Here is an 18,901-nt window from a genome sequence, read left to right as displayed (position 1 = left end):
TCCTACAGATTAGAGGTTATGTAATGACCGTCCCTGTAACCGGAAACCTCTATGATTTCCTGAATACGACGGCCTTCTTGGGTTTTGGCGATGAAAACAACAACATGTACCGCTTCGCCAATCAGCGGTTCAATAGGTCTAGGTGATTCTGGATGCATGCTGATTAACATGGATAATCTGTCCAGCCCAGCCTTCGCATTGTTTGCATGGAGTGTGGCCGTTCCACCCTCGTGGCCCGTATTCCATGCCATTAGTAGGTCTAGCGCCTCTGGTCCACGTACTTCACCGACTAATATTCGATCTGGCCGCATCCTGAGCGTTGTTTTCAACAACTGCGTCATCGGGACATCAATAGTTGAGTGATACTGCACGTAGTTTTCGGCCGCGCATTGGATTTCGCCGGTATCCTCAATAATGAACACTCGTTCTGTGGGGTCGAACTCAACCATTTTGTTAATAATGGCGTTTACCAACGTCGTTTTCCCTGATCCAGTTCCTCCGACAACTAAAATGTTTTTGTGATCTTTGACTGCCTTTGTAATCGCATCGAATTGATTGCAGGTCATGATGCCGTCCGAGACGTATTGCTCCAGTGGAAATATTGCAATAGCCTTCTTTCTGATTGCGAAAGTTGGCGCAGGCACAACAGGCGGAAGTTGGCCGGCGAATCGTGAGCCATCAAGAGGGAATTCGCCTTCCAGGATGGGTTTTAATCTGGTGATCTCTTTGCCATGAAAACCCGCAATAGTTTTAATAATTGCCTCACCCTTGCTAATTGATAAGGTTCCTATGCACTTCATCTTGTCCCCAAGACGTTCTTGCCATAGTTTGCCGTCGGCATTCAGCATCACCTCAACGGTTCTCGGATCAGCTAAAGCAGACAATATGATTGGTCCTAAATCGCGTTCGAGCTTTACTTTCGCCCTGTCACTGACTGATTCGTGTAGATTCTGTTCGTGGGTCATCGTTATCCTCTCAGGTCATTGCTTCACTGTTCGCCTGTGCATTTTGCTTATAGTGCAATGCACTTTTTATAAACTGCAATGCACTCTAGTACAAACTGCCTCCGCAGTCAACGTAAAGTGCATTGCACTTTTTGATTTTTTAAACAAGTTCCGCTCTTTTTGTTAGGGCAATTGAAGTCGGTTATGTAATATCGTGTACGTTGCTATTTTTTAGCGGCTAAAATTTCGTAGTGGCCTATAGGCCTTTGCAGTACGAGTGAAAGCCGCCAGTTCATCGCGTCATGTTTTCGACATGCTATAAACTGCGAAAAAAATACTATCAACAATGACTTACGAACGCAAATACATTAATTTTTTTATTCAGTGTTATGGAAATGGTTTACCCTATTAGCGACTTAGGTTGCGCCGTTGTGCGAATGTCATTCGCTGATTGGCTTGTAATTGCCGAACTTGAGTTCTTTGATGTTGATGAAGGCGATCATGACGATTTTGTTCAGCACATACCGTCTCTGTATGCTTACTCAATCACCGTCGCATTAGTAAAGGTCGGTAATACGCTCTTCAAATTATCCGGAAAGCGGCGGAAGGAAGCATGGCTAAATGGCACGCTGTCCAAACCTGATTACCTCATGGCCTTGATTTTCGACATGACCGAAGAAGATTTTCAGACGTTATGCATCGAAGCGAAGACGAAGCAATTTGAGGCGCTACCACCACATGAAGTAGTGAAAGCCGCCTATAACGAATTGGGGTTGACCTTTGTTTCCGAGAGGCTGCGAAATGGATTTATCAATGAGGCCATTCATATCGCGTTACGGGGCCGTCAACGCTCTCTACAAGATAAACGTTCAATCAGAGAGCGCGAAGACATTAATATGAAAAAAGCTATTGAATTGTTTAAAAGCGAACTCCTATTGATTGATGGCTTACTCCCTAAATCAGATATTTTTACAACTGGTGTATTAGCCGGTTCGTTAATAATGCTTGCCCTGAATAAACCAATTACTGAATTTCTGAAACGTTTGAACGATAATCAAGGGCAAACTAAAGATGGGTTGGCAGACCCGATTGAATGTTTGTTAAAGGCAATTCATCGCCACAAGATAAGTCAACGGACAATGCAGCCGCGTATGGCAATAGACCTGGCAAAAAAGACAGTTCACGCCATTGCCATTTGGTTAGAAGGCGATCAATCAGCTAAGTATTGGCGAATGAGGGATTTAACCGGGCATGAGCTGATGCCTCTGATTATGGAATTGAAGCAACTAAAGATGATAAATGCGGAAAGAGATTTATAACCTATTGAAATCGAGTATTATCTTTTTCAGTTGCTCAACATTCGCAAAAGACCCTCAAGTAGTAATTGTTTACTCTGCGGAGGCTTTAGGGAATCCGGCTTACGCCCAAGTAATAGCCGGCATCGAACACATGAATAGTCATGTTCAACGAATCGAATCTACTGGCGATAATAATAATATAAGCTCTATCCTTGATGCGACGCATGCCGACCGGGTTATAGCGCTTGGTAAGGGAATTGTTGAGAACATTTACCGCACGGAATATCGGGAACGAACGCTGGCAGGGTTGATGTACTTTAATCCAGCGGAATACAGCGGCGTAGGCTTGGCGCTTGACAATCGTGTACTGGTTGAACATTTGGCTAGATTACTTCCATCAGTCAAACACTTCTTTGTAGTTCAGCAATCCCATTTTCAGACCATTGATTATGTGCCAAATAATTTAAAGTCATCAGCCGTCATAGAAATTAGGGAAGGAGTAGATTCGCTAGACACCATTCGTGTACTTGGCCGGTTACTAGATGAAGCCACGTCCGCTGATGCAATATTTATCCCAGCTAACTTACCAAAAAATATTCTGTATGAAGTAGCGAAGGTCGCATGGGATAAAAAGATCATCCTTTTATCGACAAACCTTAGCCACCTTGAGAATGGCGCCCTCATAGCAGCTTATCCTGATGATTTTGCGTTGGGAGAGCAATTAGGCCGCTTAGTGAGCCGACCGAGCCCAGTCTATGAAAACATCAAGGTCATTAAATTCGCGCTGAATCGGCGAGTAGCCCAACATCTTGCTATTGAGTTCGATCCGATTGTACTAGATTCCTTCGCCCTTAAAATTAAATGAGTCTGCTCGACCGCTACAACATACAACAGCGGTTCAATTTTTTGATTTTCATTTCCATTATCCTGGCGTCATGTTTCTTAATTGGATTCATGTACAAGTTAATTTCTAATTACATCAACGACTACACAAGTCACTACTGGCGAGAACATACCGCAACATTTGCTGATTCAGCCATATACTCGGTAATTTTAGGTTCAACATCACAGTCGGAATCCGTTGTCCATAGCTTTGCGTCAGACAAAAACGTATTGGGAGCAACGATTTATAATAGTCGTGGTGAACTATTAGCTTCTTACGGTGCTAAGTCTGTGTGTGAACTAAATCCGCCACTTCGCACTGAAGAGCCCAGCTATTCGGACAACCGAGACTCATGGTGCTTCTATTCACCTATATACCAAGAAAGCTATTTGGGGTACGTCGAATTAGTTATATCGAAAGCTGAATATGACCTAGTAATGAAGAAGCTTTTACTAGGATCAATATTGATCATTCTCATTTTCTCGTTATTTTTTATAGTCATTGTCAGGAGGTTGTCACGACTATTTACTTCGACATTGATGGAAATGGCGATGGTACTCAATAAGGTAAGCCTAGGTGAGAGAGGAAATCGAGTTCATTTTTCAGGGTCATCCGAAATCAATAACATGCGAATTACTCTCAACGATATGTTGGCGAATATCGAAACGACAGAAACAGAGCTAGAGAAAAGCGTCGAAGAGCGGACGAGTGCCTTAAAAATAGCGCTCGAAAGCAGCGAAACCGCCAACGTTTATAAAGCGCAGATTATGTCTATGGTGTCTCATGAAATGAAGACACCTTTACACGCCATAGGGGGATATTTGCAACTATTGGCTGAGCGTTTACCGGATGATCCTGTTTTCACTGAAAATCGAGCATTACATGCAAAGGCATTAGTTCGCGTTAATGACCTAAATACTTTAATCGACAATATTCTATTACATGCGCAGCTAGAGGCCGACCGGTACGATGTGGCACTAACTTCTATTGCAATTGCACCTTTAATGCATGCATGTGTTGAGAATGTTACCCCTTTGCTTAACCGCAATAGAAATCAGCTACAGCTAATCGGCTCAGATACCATGATTGTATCGGATAGCGAGGTTTTGCGGCACATTCTGAACAATTTATTGAGCAACGCGTGTAAATTCACCACAGATGGCGTGATTACTCTGACTTGGCGACTTAGCCAGGCGTTTTTAATTATTGAGGTTGCAGATACAGGCTGTGGAATACCTGCTGAGTTTTGCGATCAAATTTTTGATGCATGGTGGCAGGTGGACATGAGTCTAGGCCGGCGATATGGTGGGCACGGACTTGGCTTGGCAATAACAAAACAGTTCGTACAACGTTTAAACGGCGACATCTCTGTTGAGCCAAATCATATATCTGGCACTATTTTTACAATCAGAATACCGAATTCCAAGTCCTAGCTTGTTCGTCTTCGGATAAGCTATGCGGTAAGTTTATTTTAATCGCATCAATAATACGTCTTGCTTTCTCGATATTGCTAACTGTTAACTCTCGTTCTAACTCATTGACTAGATTTCTCAGTTTTTTCTGTTTCTGGTCGTGATAATAGTCTTGATAAATTAGTTTGGCTTTATTTATTTGGCTGACGCATTGCGCTCTTAACTCCATCAATGTGTACGGTTTTGGCAAATATTGACTGGCTCCGTTCAGGATAAAGTCTTTGTTATATTCTGGTTTATCAAAGGCCGTCATCACAATAATTGGCTGGTTCTTATCTACATCCATTATTTCCGATAGCACTTCATCCCCTTTGCGCCCCGGAAGCATGTAGTCAAGCAAGATAAGATCGTGACGTTTCTTTTTCCATAATGCTAAACCTAGTTCGCCATCTGTGGCTCTATCGACGTCATAATCGCTCTTTAAGGCCTCATATACTATTTCCGAGGCATCTTCATCGTCTTCTATGACAAGCACGCTTGCTTTTACCTGTCCTCGCTGCCCGCGAACGTATCCGGTGCAGTGGGCCATCTGTAGAGTTTCTACCAAGTCATTTATTGAAATGGTTTGGAAGTTATGTTCTTTGGCGAGAATAACCGGCACTTCGGTGTCACAGGTTTCGCTTATCAGGTAAACTGGCACTGCGTGCCCAACCAATTGCTTCGAATTTATCAGTTTAGTTAACTGCCATATATCAGTGCCATCGAACGAATAATCTGTGACAATGAAATCATATTCATCGCTCTTTAGGGCCTCGATGAAATCATCTGTTGTCTCTATGACGGATGTACTGGTGCTTTCAACGCCAAGGATTTGATTGGTGATCGCATTGCTGATTTCATAATCACTTGAGGCAACAATCACTTTCATTAGAATATCTTCGATAAAGGTTTTAGTTTTCCACCATCACGACCAGTATCTATGGTCCACCTTGGCGGTCTCGGTTTCGACATGCATTTATAGGGCTTGAGTAGTTTGAGTTATCGAAACGATTACATCTCTCTCAGGCTTATAGGTAATACTAACGGTAGGTTTAATGTCCTCGTTGACGAGAATTGTAAATTCTCGTAGCACTGTGGCAATAATCACCATCATTTCCAACTCTGCGAAATGCCTACCAACACAATTGTGTACTCCACCACCGAACGGGAGAAACGTGTACTTATGTCGCTGCGTTACGGCACCGTTTAAAAAGTGTTCTGGATAGAATTCGTTTGGCCGCTCCCACCACCTAGCATCACGATTGGTCGCATAAAGGCTCATTATTACAGACGTACCTTGTGAAACCGTTTTTCCTCCTACGGTTATCGTCGTTGCTGTATCCCTACTAAGCGCGATAGCCTGCGGATATAAGCGTAATGTCTCATAAAGCGCCGCCTTGGTGTAGATCAACCGTTCCATAGTTTCTGGCGTCAATAGGTCATCCTTGATGCCCTGTATTTCACTGGTAATACGTTTATGGACCGCCTCATGCTTACCTATAAGGTAAAAGAACCATATCAACGTATTAACAGTGGTGTCTTGCCCAGCCAGGAACAACGTAACCGCCTCATCCCTTAGTAACTCTCTCGACATTTGTGAGCCGCTTCTGTCCCTACCATTCATCATTAGCGAAATTAAATCATGGCCTGTCGGCTCAATTCCATCGATTTTGGAGTCAACATAGGCCACGAATTGATTGATGGCTTTCTCCATCCTCCTATTTTGTAGGACAAAAAGCCGCTTTAATTTTCCCTTGCCTAGCGTCTCTGTTAGTAAATGCGGAAATAATCCTTTTACTATGGTGTCAATCGCCGCCATCAATAACTCTTCATTATGTGATGTTTTTGCCTGGCCAAACATGACCTGAATCAGAATGCTCTGAATAAGGGTTTTTAATTCCTCTGATATGTTTACTTTAGTGACGCCATCGTTTTTGAGCCGCCTTGTGGCATTGCAGGCTTCTTTAAGCATAATGCCGTGCCACTCTGCGATAGCTTGCTTTGTAAACATTGGCTGCATTAGTCGACGCTGGTTTGTCCATGTAGCGCCCTTGCTATTAAACAGTCCATCGCCGAACATAGGTTTTTTTGCTTCATAAAGTGAGTCTCTATTCAAAAGGCCCCTAGCTTCTTGATTGAATATTTCCTCGTAATGTTCCGGATTTGATGTAAATAAAAGCTTCTTATTGAAAAAGCATGTTTGCACAAAGTCGCCATATTTCTTGTGTATAGCGGTTAATGCGCCAGTAGGATTGGTTATTAGCCTAGCTAGATAAATAAGCACTAGAATGTCACTTTGACTTGTCCCAATACGGTTCGCCCAAGAATAGCTTCATCCCCTGGGAATAAAATTGGGTTTAACGTTGGTTCTTTTAGAGTTGAATTAAAGATGTTATTGACTCTGAATGTGAATTCGAGTGGTTTCGCGACTTTGGTCGATAGTGTTAGACCAGCCGTAAAATAACCTGCTAAATTCCCACGTGGATCATCGGATGGCCGTTTTCGCTCTCCGATCCAATTTAGTTGAGTCCCTACCGCCCAACTATCAGTGATGTCCCAGTTTATCAGCCCTTTTGCCATGTGTTCTGGCATTAGACCTGTATAAGACGTAGAGGGCAACCCGTGATAACTGTAGCTGACAGCAAAGTCAACATCGCTGCTTAGCTTGTACTTTGTTTCAGTCTCAAAGCCTATCCCATCAATTGGGGCGCTGTTACGAAAGCCGACCGGGGTCACACTTGTGGAGTTAGTGGACGCGATTAAGTTTTCTTGTTTAAACCAATAAACATTCGCCGACGTCATTAAATCAGACGACCATTTGTTTTCAACCTGGAATTCAACCGTGTTTACAGTTTCCGGTTTAACTGTAGTGCCCGGAATCAGTGGTAGATTCTTTTCAAGAAACGACGGCGGTCGAAATGCCCGGCTATATAGCAACTTGGTTGTCAGATTCAAATTGACATTCCACACCAGTGCGATACGTGGACTATAACCTGGTGATACGTCCGAGTAATAATCGTAGCGAAAGCCAGTAGTTAGATACCAATCTGGTGCGAAATTCCACTCATCCTGTATTAGCGCATAATAATTTGTTCGCTCTTTCGATGCCAATAGTGGATCTCTTCCAAATGCCGATGCTTCGGTTAATGGGATCTGCTGTACAAAGGTTGGAGTAATGATGTAATTGATTTTGTCAGTTCCATCAGAAATCCAGTTGTAAATAAGTCCCGTACCCCCTGTAATCGTGTGTTTATTAATGCCAACGTAATTGAGTTGGGTAGTTAGCCCAGTTGTCCCCTGGAAACCAGACACAATATTTCGTGCACCAAGTGGCAATAACCCGCCGAACGTACCTGCCGGCAATAAATAAATATCGGTACTTGGATTTTGCCCCAAAAAATAAAACGAAGTTTTATTCGTTAGTGCATCGGTGATTTTGTTATTTAGCGACAGATCGAGATTATATATATCATTATTTGTGCCGCCAGTACCATCAAGGGCATAAGCCGCTCCAATACCGGTTTCTACATGTCTGAATCCTTGATACCCGGCTCGAAGCCTGATCATATCTTTGTAGGCCACGTCTATGCGCGCATCAATGTCACCCCGACCATTATTGGTGACGCCTGGTGCATTAGATACGTGAGTTCCAAACTGGCTATCTATAACTGTCTGTGCGTCTTGGCTGACCCTTCCTTGATAACCATTTGTGCTACCGCCTTGAATGGCTAAGCTGTACTCTAAGTCGCCTGATTCGTTACCGTATTCAGCCCAGCCTTCATAAGTATCTTGATTTCCAAAGAACCCACCAGCATCGCCCCCTTTTAGCTCTTTGCCGGTCTTCAGAACAATGTTGATAACTCCAGTCGTGGCGTCGCCACCATAGAGCATTGAACCAGGCCCTCTAATTACTTCGATATGTGCAATATTCTTAACCGGCAGATTCCATTCGAATGGCTTTCCGCCAAATAATGTATTCCTAACAGGTACGCCATTGACTAAGATTAACACTTGAGCGTTTGTCTCAGAGGAAACACCGCGAAACCCAATAACCTTAACGCCACTTCTGGCGTTGCTTACATGTACACCAGGTAAGTATTCGAGAACATCCGTCAAGCGTCTGGCACCGATTCTTTCAATGTCTTTAGCCGTCATAACCGACGTAACACTAGGACTTAGGCTTTGCTGCAACGGGTGCCCTGATGCAATTGATTGCATTTGACCAGATCCATAAATCAATCCTAAATCGTCGTCTGTTTCGGCTATTGCGTTTTGTGTGATACACAGACAAAAACACACATATTGCGCCGTTTGAGAAGATTTCATAGTGGATAGTTTACGATCTAATCGCTCTGATCTATTACGATATGGATTTCATGCCCTGTTGAATCTTCTGCTTCTTCAAGAGGTACAAACGTTAATCTGATGGGGATGGATATATCTTTATAGGTTTCTCGAAGGTATCGGATCAATGTATCTAACGTTGACCATTCACGAACTCTTTTGCGATAGGACACTAACAAAAAAGCCCCGTCCTTCCAATTTAATTTAGTGACTATTCGGTACTTTTTACTCGGTGCCTGAACAATATTGATTTCCCTTACGGCCTTAGTTTTAACAAACTCTACCAGCTCGGCTTCTTCTATATTGTATGTGTTATTTTGATACTCCATTACGTTATGCCAGTAACCGTGAAATGTACTTAAACACCGTTGAAACAAATGATTTTTTACAATATAACATGTTTTGATTCTGGCGGTTAGCAGGATATGACGGGGCTAATTTGATGATTTCTTTCGATCACTGACATCCATGTTCACCCTTCTGCCACCTCCAGAAATATACAGCCTGCCAAGATAAGTAATGATGGGGTGCCAAAATCTTTCATCAAACACCCGCGATAAATGCGTGAAGAATGTTCGACTATACACACCCGCCCTCCTCCTTGGATTTTAGCGGCTAAAATGTTGTTTGACTTCCGCCTATTAGTTAAGCTAAACTCTTTACTACGTGCTATCGCGTTACTTTATTCTTTAGCGAGACTTAAACATGTCGCAAGGCAATCAGATTACTCTTCTTGATAATACCCAAGATTCAATTTCTCTCGGTAAAAAGAAAACGCCCAAAAAACGAGTCTCGCAGCACAAACCAGTCCCGCCTGACGCTTTTTCAAATCAGCAGTTATGCCTGTTTCAAGACTTTTTAGCCAACAATAATGACGAGCGCGATCAACTTGGCAACGCTTTCGACCTTTGGGATAGCGTTCCTCGGTTTTCAATTACACGGAAACGGCAAGAAGAAATGCGGCTACCAAGTGGCGCATTACCAATCTGCACAATTGCCTTCAAATACAGAGGTAATGAATTCAAGATACTTATAAGACCAGCAAGGCTAAAGGACCCTATCACAGAGGTAGAAACAGAATATTATCCTGGAGCACGAGAGGAACTTGTTGAACACGCATTACGAAAAATTGCGGTTGATGATGGTTTTTATGATGCTGATGGATTCCGTTCCGGATGCCGATTTACATTACACCGATTACGCACTCATCTAGCTGATCAAGGCCACACCCTCCGTTACGACGAACTAACGGAAGCATTGGATATTCTATCCCTTAGCAACATTGATATTCAAGGGGAAACGGAGGACACAGAAGTCTGCTATACCCGCATGAATTATCTTTCATTGCTTGCAAGGGTGAGCAAAAAAGACAGTTCTATAAGCAATTCTCAAGACTCTAAATGGTTAATTCAGTTTCATCCATTGATTACTAACAGTATTTCTAATCTGACATATAGGCAGTTCAACTATCGCAGATTAATGAAGTGTAGAACTCAACTATCAAGATGGTTAATCTCACAATTGGTACTCAAGTACACTCAAGCAGCATTAACTAACAGCTTCGTAATGCGGTACAGCACAATCAAGCGAGACAGCGCTTTACTGGAAGGCTATAAACGCGAACGTGATGCAATAGCTACACTTGAAGAATCTTGGGATGAACTTAAGTCGCTAGGTGTTTTAACCAGCCACACCAAAACAGAAGAACGCGGGAAGCGGTCTAAAATCGTAGATGTTGTGTATACCATATTCCCTTCACCAGAATTCACTGCCGAACAAAAAGCATCGAATAGACGATTAATAGATTCGAAAAAATCACTTGATGGTGGAAATGGGTCCCGAGCCGTAATTAACGCAGGGGGAATAGGTCGCGGGTCGTAACCAAAGAAGGGGGAATGGGTCGCGGGTCGCCACCAAAGTAAGGGGGAATAGGTCGCGGGTTCTTCAAAATTCAATGGAAATAGGAGTAAATCAGTACGTTGGTAACGTTCAGGGTAATTCGCTATTAAGGAAATAACTACCTCTCACCGGATTAGCCATTAACAAAAGTACTTTCATGAACACAGGGGGAATGGGTCGCGGCAAATGTCTTTTTCCAGGGGGAATAGGTCGCGCTATTCAGGGGGAATAGGTCGCGGGTACAAATCGCTTTAGATTTTCACCCTGAATAGATCAAATCAGGCAGGGGGAATAGGTCGCGTGTTCCTAAAAATCCAGGGGGAATAGGTCGCGGGTTATTAAAAAACCAGGGGGAATAGGTCGCGGTTCGCGGGATTGGCAAAATCAAAATACCTTTTTGATGACATGAGTACACATAAATGAGCTTTATCACAATACAATTAGGGGGAATAGGTCGCGGGTACAATTCCCAACATATTGATTATGCTCAAGTAAACTGGTCTTTTACAGTCCTTATTACTTATAAGCCTTATATAGCCTTTTTTTAACCGTGCAAATAAACCTATGACTTCTTTTAGTATGCTCTTAGAACATGCAAGACGAACAGCCGTAAACTGCAACAAAAACAATTAGCCTCTGGACATTAAAACGAACAACAAGTCGAGTTTTTACTAAAAATTCTTGCTTTAAATGAATCCACTAGGGGGAATAGGTCGCGGGTCTTCTATTCCGAATTGGACTATTCCATACATTATTGCCGATTCATATGAGTTTGTAGAAGCAATTCTGCCAAAGCACCAAGCGTTTCAAGTCAGAAAATGGGCAGAAGAGACAACAAAAAAATAACAGATTATAGAAAAGCAAAAATCATTAAACGCCAAAAGGAAATCATTAAGATTGGATCTTGATGCAGAATCTTCCTAACGCTATTCCCAAAAGAACTCGGCAGCGTCGTTATAATCTCAAAAATAAGTTAAACATGCCTATACGCTTATGGTGATAAGCCAATTCAGTATAGGATAAATGGGAGGGCAAAAAAGTTATTGCACCCGATCATAAGCGTGTTCAATCCCTTTATGGTTACGATCATCTGCAACTTCTACAATGACCTTTCCATTTTAGCGGCTAAAATCGAAGCCCTTAACTTAAGTGATGGTATTTTAAAAAAAATGAACAATGACACAACAGTTAAACGACGATACTCGTCAACCCCATTTGATGGAAAAGTCATAGAAATACGACCTGAATGTTTAATACCCTTTAGTGAAAATTGGAGTATTCCGAACGGAGATGAAGTTAGAGAAATAATTCGCCGGACAGGATTAACAGGGGGCCAAGTTGCAAAAAAAGTGGGACTTACTGGTAGTGGAGCCAGTAGAACCGTAAGAAGATGGGTTAGTGGGGAAACTGATATATCTTATGCCATTTGGGGTATTTTATGCGATCTGGCGGGCATCAAATCTATCTGGCGCGAAACTGAATCAGATTAAACACCTGATAGTTATAGCTTTCGATCATTTAGCTGATGCAACCATGTAAACTTGACAAATAGGACATAATGCCCTACTGTATACATCGAAGGCCGGGCATTCCGCCAAGGTCAGTTACCGGAGATTCCGATGAGTATTACTGCAACTGCCGTTGAACCTGTTAAACGCGAAAGTTTTTTGCCAACCTATTTCAAAGAAAAACTTTGTCTAGGGGAAACGCTTATTTATTCCTTTATGGACAAACTATTTGAAGAATATTCTGGTGGTTATTGGGATTTTTTTACGCTGTCGAATGGTGGCTTTTACATGGCTCCTACAGGCTATGAGGAAATCACATGTAATGCGGATAATGGCTTTTGTGGTGAAATGTCTGGGGACGCCGCTGGTATTGTCGCAACTCTTTACACCCTTAACGTAATTGCAAATAAAACAGAGCAAGACCACTTTATAGAAATGTACCATCTGTTAATTGATTACATTTCATTTCACGAAGAAAGTGGCAAGATATATGCTGCAATTGATTGAGTATTCTTAAGTAGCGAAAATACCATTTATTGCGGAAGTAAGAAGATGATAGGTAGCCCCGGCATAACCGGGGCTTGCCGCGATGCTGTCACATCACGACACAGGCGCGGGCCTGACTGATTATTAAAACTTAATTTCGCAAAGGTGGTCAATATGGCAGCAAAACTTTATAAGTTTCCGGATGTAGGAAAAGCTCACCCGCAGCAAGAAAATGTTGTCGAAGCCACCGATCCTTTAATTCATAGTTCTCCCCCACTTTTGCACCGAATAGTGCATATTGTTTGGATAATGCTTGCCCTAGTTTGGCCAATCTCTAAATGGCTGTTTGCCCTCGATATTCTATTTCAGTTCATAAGGGCAATGTATTATCACAATACACCGGGTATGTATGCTGGGCTGACCGCTATGATTCATGCTTCATTGTTAATTGCGATTACTTACTTTGTTGAGTTCTATGGGCCTCGCAAATTTTAGCCGCTAAAATGTTATTTGACTCCGCCTATTAGTTAAGCTAAACTTTATGCATGCGTTAAGCTTAACTCTTTACCTCACGGCGGCTGTCACCGTCGTTTTATCAACAAGGCGCGGAGCACTAACATGGGCAACAGATGTTTAGGAAGTGGTTATGAAAAGACTAACCGAGAGGCAATTCGAACAAGCAGTTTCTCAATTAGAAATTGGGGAACAAACAATCTTAATAGCACGGGGGGTATTGGTAGACGGGAAATCCCAAGCCGATTTTTCAAGAGCGATGAACATAACAAAGAGTGCAGTTTCTCAAGCTGTAAACAGAGTCTGGAACGCGCACAAGGAATTAGCGGAAGTACCGGAAGGGTACGAGAAAGTGACGGTGATCCTTCCTCGTCATCAAGCGTTTCAAGTCAGAAAATGGGCAAAGGAATCAAAGGAACTATGAAAACATTAGTTACGGCGAATCAAAAGGGCGGTGTTGGTAAGACTGCAACACTCGTGCATCTTGCCTTCGACTTTGCTGAGCGTGGTTTCCGTGTTGTTGTAATAGATCTCGATACTCAAGCGAATGCGTCTTACACGCTAGGGGCATATAAGTGTGGAGTCTCTGCTAGTTCGCTACTAACTAATGCGAAAGTTGATTGTTCTTTGTTACCCTCCACTGGATTGGTTCTTATCGAGTCCGATGCTGCACTCGCCAATATGGAAAAAATGACGCTGAGCGATGCGGGTATGAATTTTAAATCCGCCATAAGTGAATTATCGTCTGTTGGCTTTGATATTTGCTTGATTGATACAGCCCCATCACTTGGCGTAACAATGGGAGCCGCTCTATTTGCATCAGACTTTGTTCTTTCACCAATTGAGTTAGAGGCATACAGTATTCAAGGTATAAAACGAATGGTTACGACCATAGCTAACATTCGAAAAGCTAATAAAAATCTTAAGTTTCTTGGCATGGTTCCTAGCAAAGTTGATAAAAGGAATCCAAGGCACTTACGACACCTTCAGGAACTCACCCATGCTTATCCGACATTAATGACTCCTGAAGGTATAGTCATTGGTCTACGGAGTAGTATTGCCGATGCATTAGCATCCCGAACGCCAGTATGGAAAATCAAAAAAACAACAGCGCGAGTGGCGGCCAAAGAAGTGAGAGCATTAGCGGCCCATGTTCTTAATCAAATGGAGATCGGATAATGACAGATCAATTACACACCATTGCAAGCAGTGGGCTGGCCTTGCATGAAATAGGCGACCTTGCCGGCCTACTCTCCGAACAACCAAAAGAAGCATCTGGTTATGCAGAGATTGACATCAATTTGATCGACGAGGATCCTGCACAACCGCGCACAGAATTCAACCATGGCTTTTCAACTGAAAGCATAGCGGAGTTGGCTGGATCCATTGACAATAGCGGCTTATTGCAGCCAATAACGATTAGGAAGCACCCTGAAATTGAGGGTAGATACATGATCAAGGATGGTGCTAGAAGATTTCGAGCATCAAAGCAAAATGGGGCCGAAAAGATTGCTGCCATCATTGAAGACGAAGGCGATAAGACGGCAGCCCGAGTAAAGATCGAACAACTGATTGTTAATCTCCAAAAAGAAGGTAATACCCCGTTAGAGATTGCGCACACTATCGCAACCGCACTAGAGGAAGGTATTGGAAAGAAGACCATTTCCTCCTTAATCGGTAAGAGCCCGGCGTGGGTGACTTTGCACACTACGTTGCTTAAGTTACCAGCTGAGCTTGATGCGGCATACAAAGCAGGGAAAGTTACCGACGTAAATATTATTTACGAATTGAATAAGCTCTATAAGACGAACCAAGCGGATGTTATGGCTTGGTTAGATACTCCTGGTCAAGAATTCACTAGGGGCCAATTGAAGTTATTTCAGGAATATCTAAAGGACAAGAAAGAAAATATTCGGGTCATCCAGGATGCTAATAATGAACCAATCGCTAACCTCTCTGAAGTTGATGAAGATGATCTTAATAGCGGCCAAGTTTCTGGCACTACCTTAACGGGTGAAGATGAATCAAATATAGAATCTGGCGGACGTTCTTTAGTCGCTACTGGTGACGACCAACTACAATTGACGGATAGTTCGAGCATTCCTAACAATCCAGATCTTAAGCAACAGGAAGATAACGAAAAGAAGAAAATAGTCGATCCAAGCAAATTTAAGAAGGCTATCGTTCAGATATGGCATGACGGTCGGCCAGGTAGGATCATTCTTGACAAAAGGCCCTCAACAGAGGGGTTTGGGCATATTAAGTATGACGATGATGGTCATGAATTAGAAGTCGATCTTGGTGAAGTCAAGCTATTGGCATTGGTAGAGGCTTAACTTTTAAAAGTACGCGCTGATTCTTAGTCGGCTCGGTACGGAGTACGGAGCAATATAGTAGCTTCGTTTTGGAGTCGATATGGTACTTGTAAATGTTCCTCAAAAAAGACTTTTAACGCCAGATGTAATTCAGCGGGGCCTCTATAACGCAATTGATCCTGGTTCTGATCAATTGCAAGATGATCAAGGGATAAACGCGAAAGCTATTTATAACGTTGATGAGCTTTTGGATAGTGCTCAAACAGCGGAACGAGAACAGCAAGCTATTCTGGAAGTGTCATCTGTTGAACAAAGCTATCAAGAGGCCCTATTTGATTACGTTGAAGCAAAGCACGAACAAGTAGATCGTGTTGAAGATAAGCTTGAAACCTTAATTGAGAAGCAGCAGTCTAGGATTCAACAAATTCAATCCGCAAAACCTGGTGTTTTGGTTTTGCCTGGTACTCGTCGAGCATGGCAAGATCAAATTGCGCATCAACATTCCAGGTTGCAGGTCATGCAAGCAAGACTCGAAGCTGTTAGAGAAATTCGGGACGGTATGGGCTTGCATTCGCCAAAAATCGAAGAGCTTGCGGAACGGAAATTAAGAAGAAACGAACAGGAATTAACTAACGAGTTTGATAGCGTATTAGAAGCTCAGCGGAGACATAATATTGTTACTAGGAAATCGCTCAAACAAAGTGACAGTTTAGGCATTGCTCCAAAATTAACATTATCCATTTCTCCGGGTTCACAATAGTCTCTTCACCCCAGATAAGAAGGATCATATTTCGCGTTAGATATTATTCTTAATGAATGGATTTCTGGCTTATCTAGAATCCAATGTTGCTTGGTCATATCACGGACTTAAAACGCGTAATTGAGCTATGGTCTCATGCAGGCCGGTTTTACCTTGTCCAATTGGATGTTTTAGCCGCTAAAATTTATTCAGAAGGCCGGGCGATTCGCCAGGGCTTAACCTAAACATAATGGGTTTGTGCCTTATTTGATCCAAACAGTGAATGCTATAAATGCGGTTACAGCGATGATTGTCATGCTTCCTGCAATTACATTCATAATGGCGATCTTTTTTGCATCACGGATTGGGCCATTGATTCTATTTAGCGATGACTCGATTTCAGTCCTGACTGATTTTATGGTATCCCTTGCGCCTTGGGCCATCATGTTTTCCATTGATTCCTTACTGGCGTTCAACGACGCATTTACAATGCGTTCTGCTTTATTCTTTGCGTCTTCGCTCCAGCGCATTGCCAGCGCTTCTAGCTCTTTTTTGAATTGATCAAGCATATCTTGCTGTGCCTTTGCGCCGTCTTGTAGCAATCTATTATTGATCGTTTGCAGTATCAAGATAGGATCGTCGCGACCAACGGCAATGCCGTGTTTAGTCGCGATTTCCCGGATCAGACTTTCTATTTGATCATCTCTCATTACAGAATCACCGCCGTATCCATTTGATCGTACAATTGGCGCTGAATCAGTTTTAGACGTTGCCGCATCATGATGGTGTTTGTCTCTGCGGCAATAGCTTCTTCGAATGTCATTTTATCTTGTAGCATATCGCTCAAGTCTCGACCGAATGTTTCGGCTTTGAGGTCCGGTATTTTTACAATCGCCGCCACGCGCGATTTGTTCGCAGTATAGGCTTTCATTTGCTCAAACCCTTTACCGTTGTCTTCTATTGGGCCCCAATAGGGGTTTAGCCATACCACAAACTCTGCTTCCTCCGGGTACTGCTGAACTAACTGACCAAAGCCGGCCACGGTGTCGACCAATGCTTGTCCACCCGTTACTACCGTGTGAATTACGAGTGTATGGCCCATTTCTTTCAATAGTTGCGGTACTGCGTTGGTCATCAAGTAGTTTGACAGTGGCACAAATGAGCTTGCTCCGTTATCGATAACGATATCGCTTTCACTACTTGCGATCATTTCAATCAATTTGTCGAAATGGCGAGAATTTATTTCATCGCCGTCTAATATATCGAGTTTCACGACGTTGAGCTTTTTGTACCCGTTCAACGTCGCATTCACTGGGTCGGTGTCTACGCATAACGGAGGCGTATGTCCCTTGCTAGTTTTGTATTGTGCGATCAAGGCGGCGATTAGCGACTTGCCAACACCCCCTTTCCCTTGTAATACCATGTGTATTTTTGACATTAGAGCCAATCCTCTTTATTGGGTGATGGATCGAATTTAAAGTTTTGTGGCTTCTGTTGATTGCTGGGGTTAGGTCTTTCTGGTGGTTTGGCTCCTTTCTTCGGGACTAGTTGTGTAGTGTTTTGTTTTGGTGGGGTTTGGTTGGCTTTTTTAAGTACCTGGTTTGTATATTTAAGGAACTGGTGATAACCAATCGTGACCCGCTTAGTTTCGTACATGTTTTCCCATACGGTTCGTATCGAATAGCCCGCCGATATCGCTTCGCAAACGTCATCTTTCACTGCCTGAAACATCACTAGGTTTCGGTCGCGCTTTTTCACTGCGTGTTTTTTCTTCACCCACTCCGCAAGCTGTTCCGTATAACTTTTATTCATCTAATTTCACTGGAGGTGCATCTCAGTCAACTTTGAGTCAATTTTGAGTCAAAATGTATGTAAAAAATAAGCTACATAATATGAATTATCGTTATTTTATATACGTTTAAATATATATGTCGATTATTTTTTTGTCGTTGATCGAGTGTTTGATAACATGTTGTGGAGTTACCGACCGAAAGGTCGGGGCAGGATATGTGAAGTGTACCTACCGTATAAACGGTAGCTACACTTCACTCCCCTTATTCGCGCCGAGCGCTCAACGGTATCCTGCTCTACGAGGTCAACGGCTACCGCCGTTACAACATTTGATGAAGGATTATGAATATGGCAAACGAAACCCGAAAAGGTAGTAATCCAATCCGTGTTTGGGTTACTCCAGACGAGAAGGCCGCGATTGAAGCGAATGCTAGGCAAACTGGCCATAGCACATCGGCCTACTTGAGATTTCTTGGACTTGGTTATGCGCCGAAATGCATCACCGACAACGAGAGGGTTCTGGAGTTGGCGAAGATCAATGGCGACCTGGGGCGTCTTGGTGGGTTGCTTAAGCTTTGGCTAACCAATGATGCCCGAACTGCGCAGTTCGGTGAGTCCACTATCAGGGCTGCACTTGCGCGTATCGAAGCTACGCAAGACAAAATGATTGAAGTGATGAAGGCTGTAATCATGCCGAAGGCTGACCTGTGATTTTAGCGGCTAAATTTTT

General features: G+C 42.9%; 20 protein-coding genes. 12 read left to right on the top strand and 8 right to left on the bottom strand.

Annotation, left to right across the window (positions count from 1 at the left end; all coding sequences use genetic code 11):
* Window positions 1–2 precede the first annotated feature (2 nt).
* Entirely contained in the window at window positions 3–965 is a 963-nt protein-coding gene (gene trbB, locus A1332_RS07420; RefSeq protein ID WP_020485803.1) for a P-type conjugative transfer ATPase TrbB, read from the bottom strand.
* A 416-nt stretch (window positions 966–1,381) separates the two neighbouring features.
* On the opposite strand from trbB, the gene A1332_RS07415 reads away from it, so the two are divergent.
* The 3 genes from A1332_RS07415 to A1332_RS07405 all read left to right on the top strand — a co-directional run bounded on the left by A1332_RS07415 (window position 1,382) and on the right by A1332_RS07405 (window position 4,558).
* Window positions 1,382–2,263 (top strand): hypothetical protein, encoded by an 882-nt coding sequence (locus A1332_RS07415; RefSeq protein ID WP_152429040.1) that lies wholly within the window; start codon window positions 1,382–1,384, stop codon window positions 2,261–2,263.
* A complete protein-coding gene (locus A1332_RS07410; protein WP_020485805.1) occupies window positions 2,244–3,107 on the top strand; it encodes a hypothetical protein in 864 nt (287 codons plus the stop codon). Before A1332_RS07415 ends, A1332_RS07410 begins: the two co-directional genes overlap by 20 nt.
* A gap of 89 nt (window positions 3,108–3,196) precedes the next feature.
* Entirely contained in the window at window positions 3,197–4,558 is a 1,362-nt protein-coding gene (locus A1332_RS07405; protein WP_197491416.1) for a HAMP domain-containing sensor histidine kinase, read from the top strand.
* Here the strand turns inward: A1332_RS07405 and A1332_RS07400 are convergent.
* From A1332_RS07400 to A1332_RS07385, 4 genes are all read right to left on the bottom strand, one after another.
* Complete coding sequence (locus A1332_RS07400) at window positions 4,533–5,465, bottom strand: response regulator (protein ID WP_020485807.1); 933 nt, start codon at window positions 5,463–5,465, stop codon at window positions 4,533–4,535. The genes A1332_RS07405 and A1332_RS07400 overlap by 26 nt on opposite strands.
* Window positions 5,466–5,552: 87 nt before the next feature.
* A complete protein-coding gene (locus A1332_RS07395) occupies window positions 5,553–6,860 on the bottom strand; it encodes a cytochrome P450 (protein ID WP_020485808.1) in 1,308 nt (435 codons plus the stop codon).
* Window positions 6,860–8,902, bottom strand: a complete 2,043-nt coding sequence (locus A1332_RS07390; protein WP_051067746.1) for a TonB-dependent receptor plug domain-containing protein — start codon at window positions 8,900–8,902, stop codon at window positions 6,860–6,862. The genes A1332_RS07395 and A1332_RS07390 overlap by 1 nt, the downstream gene beginning before the upstream one ends.
* Window positions 8,903–8,919: 17 nt before the next feature.
* Window positions 8,920–9,249, bottom strand: a complete 330-nt coding sequence (locus A1332_RS07385) for a hypothetical protein (protein ID WP_020485810.1) — start codon at window positions 9,247–9,249, stop codon at window positions 8,920–8,922.
* Window positions 9,250–9,625: 376 nt separating this feature from the next.
* On the opposite strand from A1332_RS07385, the gene A1332_RS07380 reads away from it, so the two are divergent.
* From A1332_RS07380 to A1332_RS07350, 8 genes are all read left to right on the top strand, one after another.
* Complete coding sequence (locus tag A1332_RS07380) at window positions 9,626–10,801, top strand: hypothetical protein (RefSeq protein ID WP_020485811.1); 1,176 nt, start codon at window positions 9,626–9,628, stop codon at window positions 10,799–10,801.
* Window positions 10,802–11,895: 1,094 nt separating this feature from the next.
* The gene (locus A1332_RS24690; protein ID WP_269454646.1) at window positions 11,896–12,309 is read left to right on the top strand and encodes a helix-turn-helix domain-containing protein; all 414 of its coding nucleotides are present in this window, start codon (window positions 11,896–11,898) and stop codon (window positions 12,307–12,309) included.
* Window positions 12,310–12,438: 129 nt separating this feature from the next.
* Window positions 12,439–12,834, top strand: coding sequence for an antirestriction protein (locus tag A1332_RS07375; protein WP_020485813.1), 396 nt, complete (start codon window positions 12,439–12,441; stop codon window positions 12,832–12,834).
* A gap of 153 nt (window positions 12,835–12,987) precedes the next feature.
* Window positions 12,988–13,308, top strand: coding sequence for a KleE stable inheritance protein (gene kleE, locus A1332_RS07370; RefSeq protein ID WP_020485814.1), 321 nt, complete (start codon window positions 12,988–12,990; stop codon window positions 13,306–13,308).
* A 151-nt stretch (window positions 13,309–13,459) separates the two neighbouring features.
* Window positions 13,460–13,750, top strand: coding sequence for a TrfB-related DNA-binding protein (locus tag A1332_RS07365; protein WP_020485815.1), 291 nt, complete (start codon window positions 13,460–13,462; stop codon window positions 13,748–13,750).
* Window positions 13,747–14,505 (top strand): ParA family protein, encoded by a 759-nt coding sequence (locus tag A1332_RS07360; protein WP_020485816.1) that lies wholly within the window; start codon window positions 13,747–13,749, stop codon window positions 14,503–14,505. Before A1332_RS07365 ends, A1332_RS07360 begins: the two co-directional genes overlap by 4 nt.
* A complete protein-coding gene (locus A1332_RS07355; RefSeq protein ID WP_020485817.1) occupies window positions 14,505–15,662 on the top strand; it encodes a ParB/RepB/Spo0J family partition protein in 1,158 nt (385 codons plus the stop codon). Before A1332_RS07360 ends, A1332_RS07355 begins: the two co-directional genes overlap by 1 nt.
* Before the next feature lie 79 nt (window positions 15,663–15,741).
* Window positions 15,742–16,401: an IncP plasmid survival protein KfrC family protein gene (locus A1332_RS07350; protein WP_020485818.1), complete on the top strand. Its 660-nt coding sequence runs from the start codon at window positions 15,742–15,744 to the stop codon at window positions 16,399–16,401.
* A gap of 242 nt (window positions 16,402–16,643) precedes the next feature.
* Here the strand turns inward: A1332_RS07350 and A1332_RS07345 are convergent, their stop codons facing one another.
* Genes A1332_RS07345 through A1332_RS07335 form a run of 3 tightly spaced genes read right to left on the bottom strand, consistent with a single transcriptional unit; the run spans window position 16,644 to window position 18,192 of the window.
* Window positions 16,644–17,090 (bottom strand): hypothetical protein, encoded by a 447-nt coding sequence (locus A1332_RS07345; protein WP_020485819.1) that lies wholly within the window; start codon window positions 17,088–17,090, stop codon window positions 16,644–16,646.
* A complete protein-coding gene (locus A1332_RS07340) occupies window positions 17,090–17,818 on the bottom strand; it encodes a hypothetical protein (protein WP_020485820.1) in 729 nt (242 codons plus the stop codon). Before A1332_RS07340 ends, A1332_RS07345 begins: the two co-directional genes overlap by 1 nt.
* Window positions 17,818–18,192, bottom strand: coding sequence for a TraK family protein (locus A1332_RS07335; RefSeq protein WP_020485821.1), 375 nt, complete (start codon window positions 18,190–18,192; stop codon window positions 17,818–17,820). Before A1332_RS07335 ends, A1332_RS07340 begins: the two co-directional genes overlap by 1 nt.
* 327 nt (window positions 18,193–18,519) lie before the next feature.
* On the opposite strand from A1332_RS07335, the gene traJ reads away from it, so the two are divergent.
* Window positions 18,520–18,882: a conjugal transfer transcriptional regulator TraJ gene (gene traJ, locus A1332_RS07330; protein WP_020485822.1), complete on the top strand. Its 363-nt coding sequence runs from the start codon at window positions 18,520–18,522 to the stop codon at window positions 18,880–18,882.
* The last annotated feature ends 19 nt before the right edge of the window (window positions 18,883–18,901 follow it).

The organism is Methylomonas methanica (assembly GCF_001644035.1).
In the GTDB taxonomy this organism is placed as follows: domain Bacteria; phylum Pseudomonadota; class Gammaproteobacteria; order Methylococcales; family Methylomonadaceae; genus Methylomonas; species Methylomonas methanica_A.
The sequence above is the reverse complement of the archived record's forward strand: the minus strand, read 5'-3'. Positions and strand labels throughout refer to the sequence as shown.

Excerpts from the sequence above, each read along its gene's own strand:
- A1332_RS07380 (WP_020485811.1), top strand. The coding sequence starts at position 9,626 with ATGTCGCAAGGCAATCAGATTACTCTTCTTGATAATACCCAAGATTCA.
- A1332_RS07400 (WP_020485807.1), bottom strand. The coding sequence starts at position 5,465 with ATGAAAGTGATTGTTGCCTCAAGTGATTATGAAATCAGCAATGCGATC.
- A1332_RS07335 (WP_020485821.1), bottom strand. The coding sequence starts at position 18,192 with ATGAATAAAAGTTATACGGAACAGCTTGCGGAGTGGGTGAAGAAAAAA.
- kleE (WP_020485814.1), top strand. The coding sequence starts at position 12,988 with ATGGCAGCAAAACTTTATAAGTTTCCGGATGTAGGAAAAGCTCACCCG.
- A1332_RS07390 (WP_051067746.1), bottom strand. The coding sequence starts at position 8,902 with ATGAAATCTTCTCAAACGGCGCAATATGTGTGTTTTTGTCTGTGTATC.
- A1332_RS07365 (WP_020485815.1), top strand. The coding sequence starts at position 13,460 with ATGAAAAGACTAACCGAGAGGCAATTCGAACAAGCAGTTTCTCAATTA.
- A1332_RS07355 (WP_020485817.1), top strand. The coding sequence starts at position 14,505 with ATGACAGATCAATTACACACCATTGCAAGCAGTGGGCTGGCCTTGCAT.
- A1332_RS07345 (WP_020485819.1), bottom strand. The coding sequence starts at position 17,090 with ATGAGAGATGATCAAATAGAAAGTCTGATCCGGGAAATCGCGACTAAA.
- A1332_RS07350 (WP_020485818.1), top strand. The coding sequence starts at position 15,742 with ATGGTACTTGTAAATGTTCCTCAAAAAAGACTTTTAACGCCAGATGTA.
- traJ (WP_020485822.1), top strand. The coding sequence starts at position 18,520 with ATGGCAAACGAAACCCGAAAAGGTAGTAATCCAATCCGTGTTTGGGTT.
- A1332_RS07405 (WP_197491416.1), top strand. The coding sequence starts at position 3,197 with ATGTACAAGTTAATTTCTAATTACATCAACGACTACACAAGTCACTAC.
- A1332_RS07385 (WP_020485810.1), bottom strand. The coding sequence starts at position 9,249 with ATGGAGTATCAAAATAACACATACAATATAGAAGAAGCCGAGCTGGTA.
- trbB (WP_020485803.1), bottom strand. The coding sequence starts at position 965 with ATGACCCACGAACAGAATCTACACGAATCAGTCAGTGACAGGGCGAAA.
- A1332_RS24690 (WP_269454646.1), top strand. The coding sequence starts at position 11,896 with ATGGTTACGATCATCTGCAACTTCTACAATGACCTTTCCATTTTAGCG.
- A1332_RS07360 (WP_020485816.1), top strand. The coding sequence starts at position 13,747 with ATGAAAACATTAGTTACGGCGAATCAAAAGGGCGGTGTTGGTAAGACT.
- A1332_RS07415 (WP_152429040.1), top strand. The coding sequence starts at position 1,382 with ATGTCATTCGCTGATTGGCTTGTAATTGCCGAACTTGAGTTCTTTGAT.
- A1332_RS07340 (WP_020485820.1), bottom strand. The coding sequence starts at position 17,818 with ATGTCAAAAATACACATGGTATTACAAGGGAAAGGGGGTGTTGGCAAG.
- A1332_RS07410 (WP_020485805.1), top strand. The coding sequence starts at position 2,244 with ATGCGGAAAGAGATTTATAACCTATTGAAATCGAGTATTATCTTTTTC.
- A1332_RS07375 (WP_020485813.1), top strand. The coding sequence starts at position 12,439 with ATGAGTATTACTGCAACTGCCGTTGAACCTGTTAAACGCGAAAGTTTT.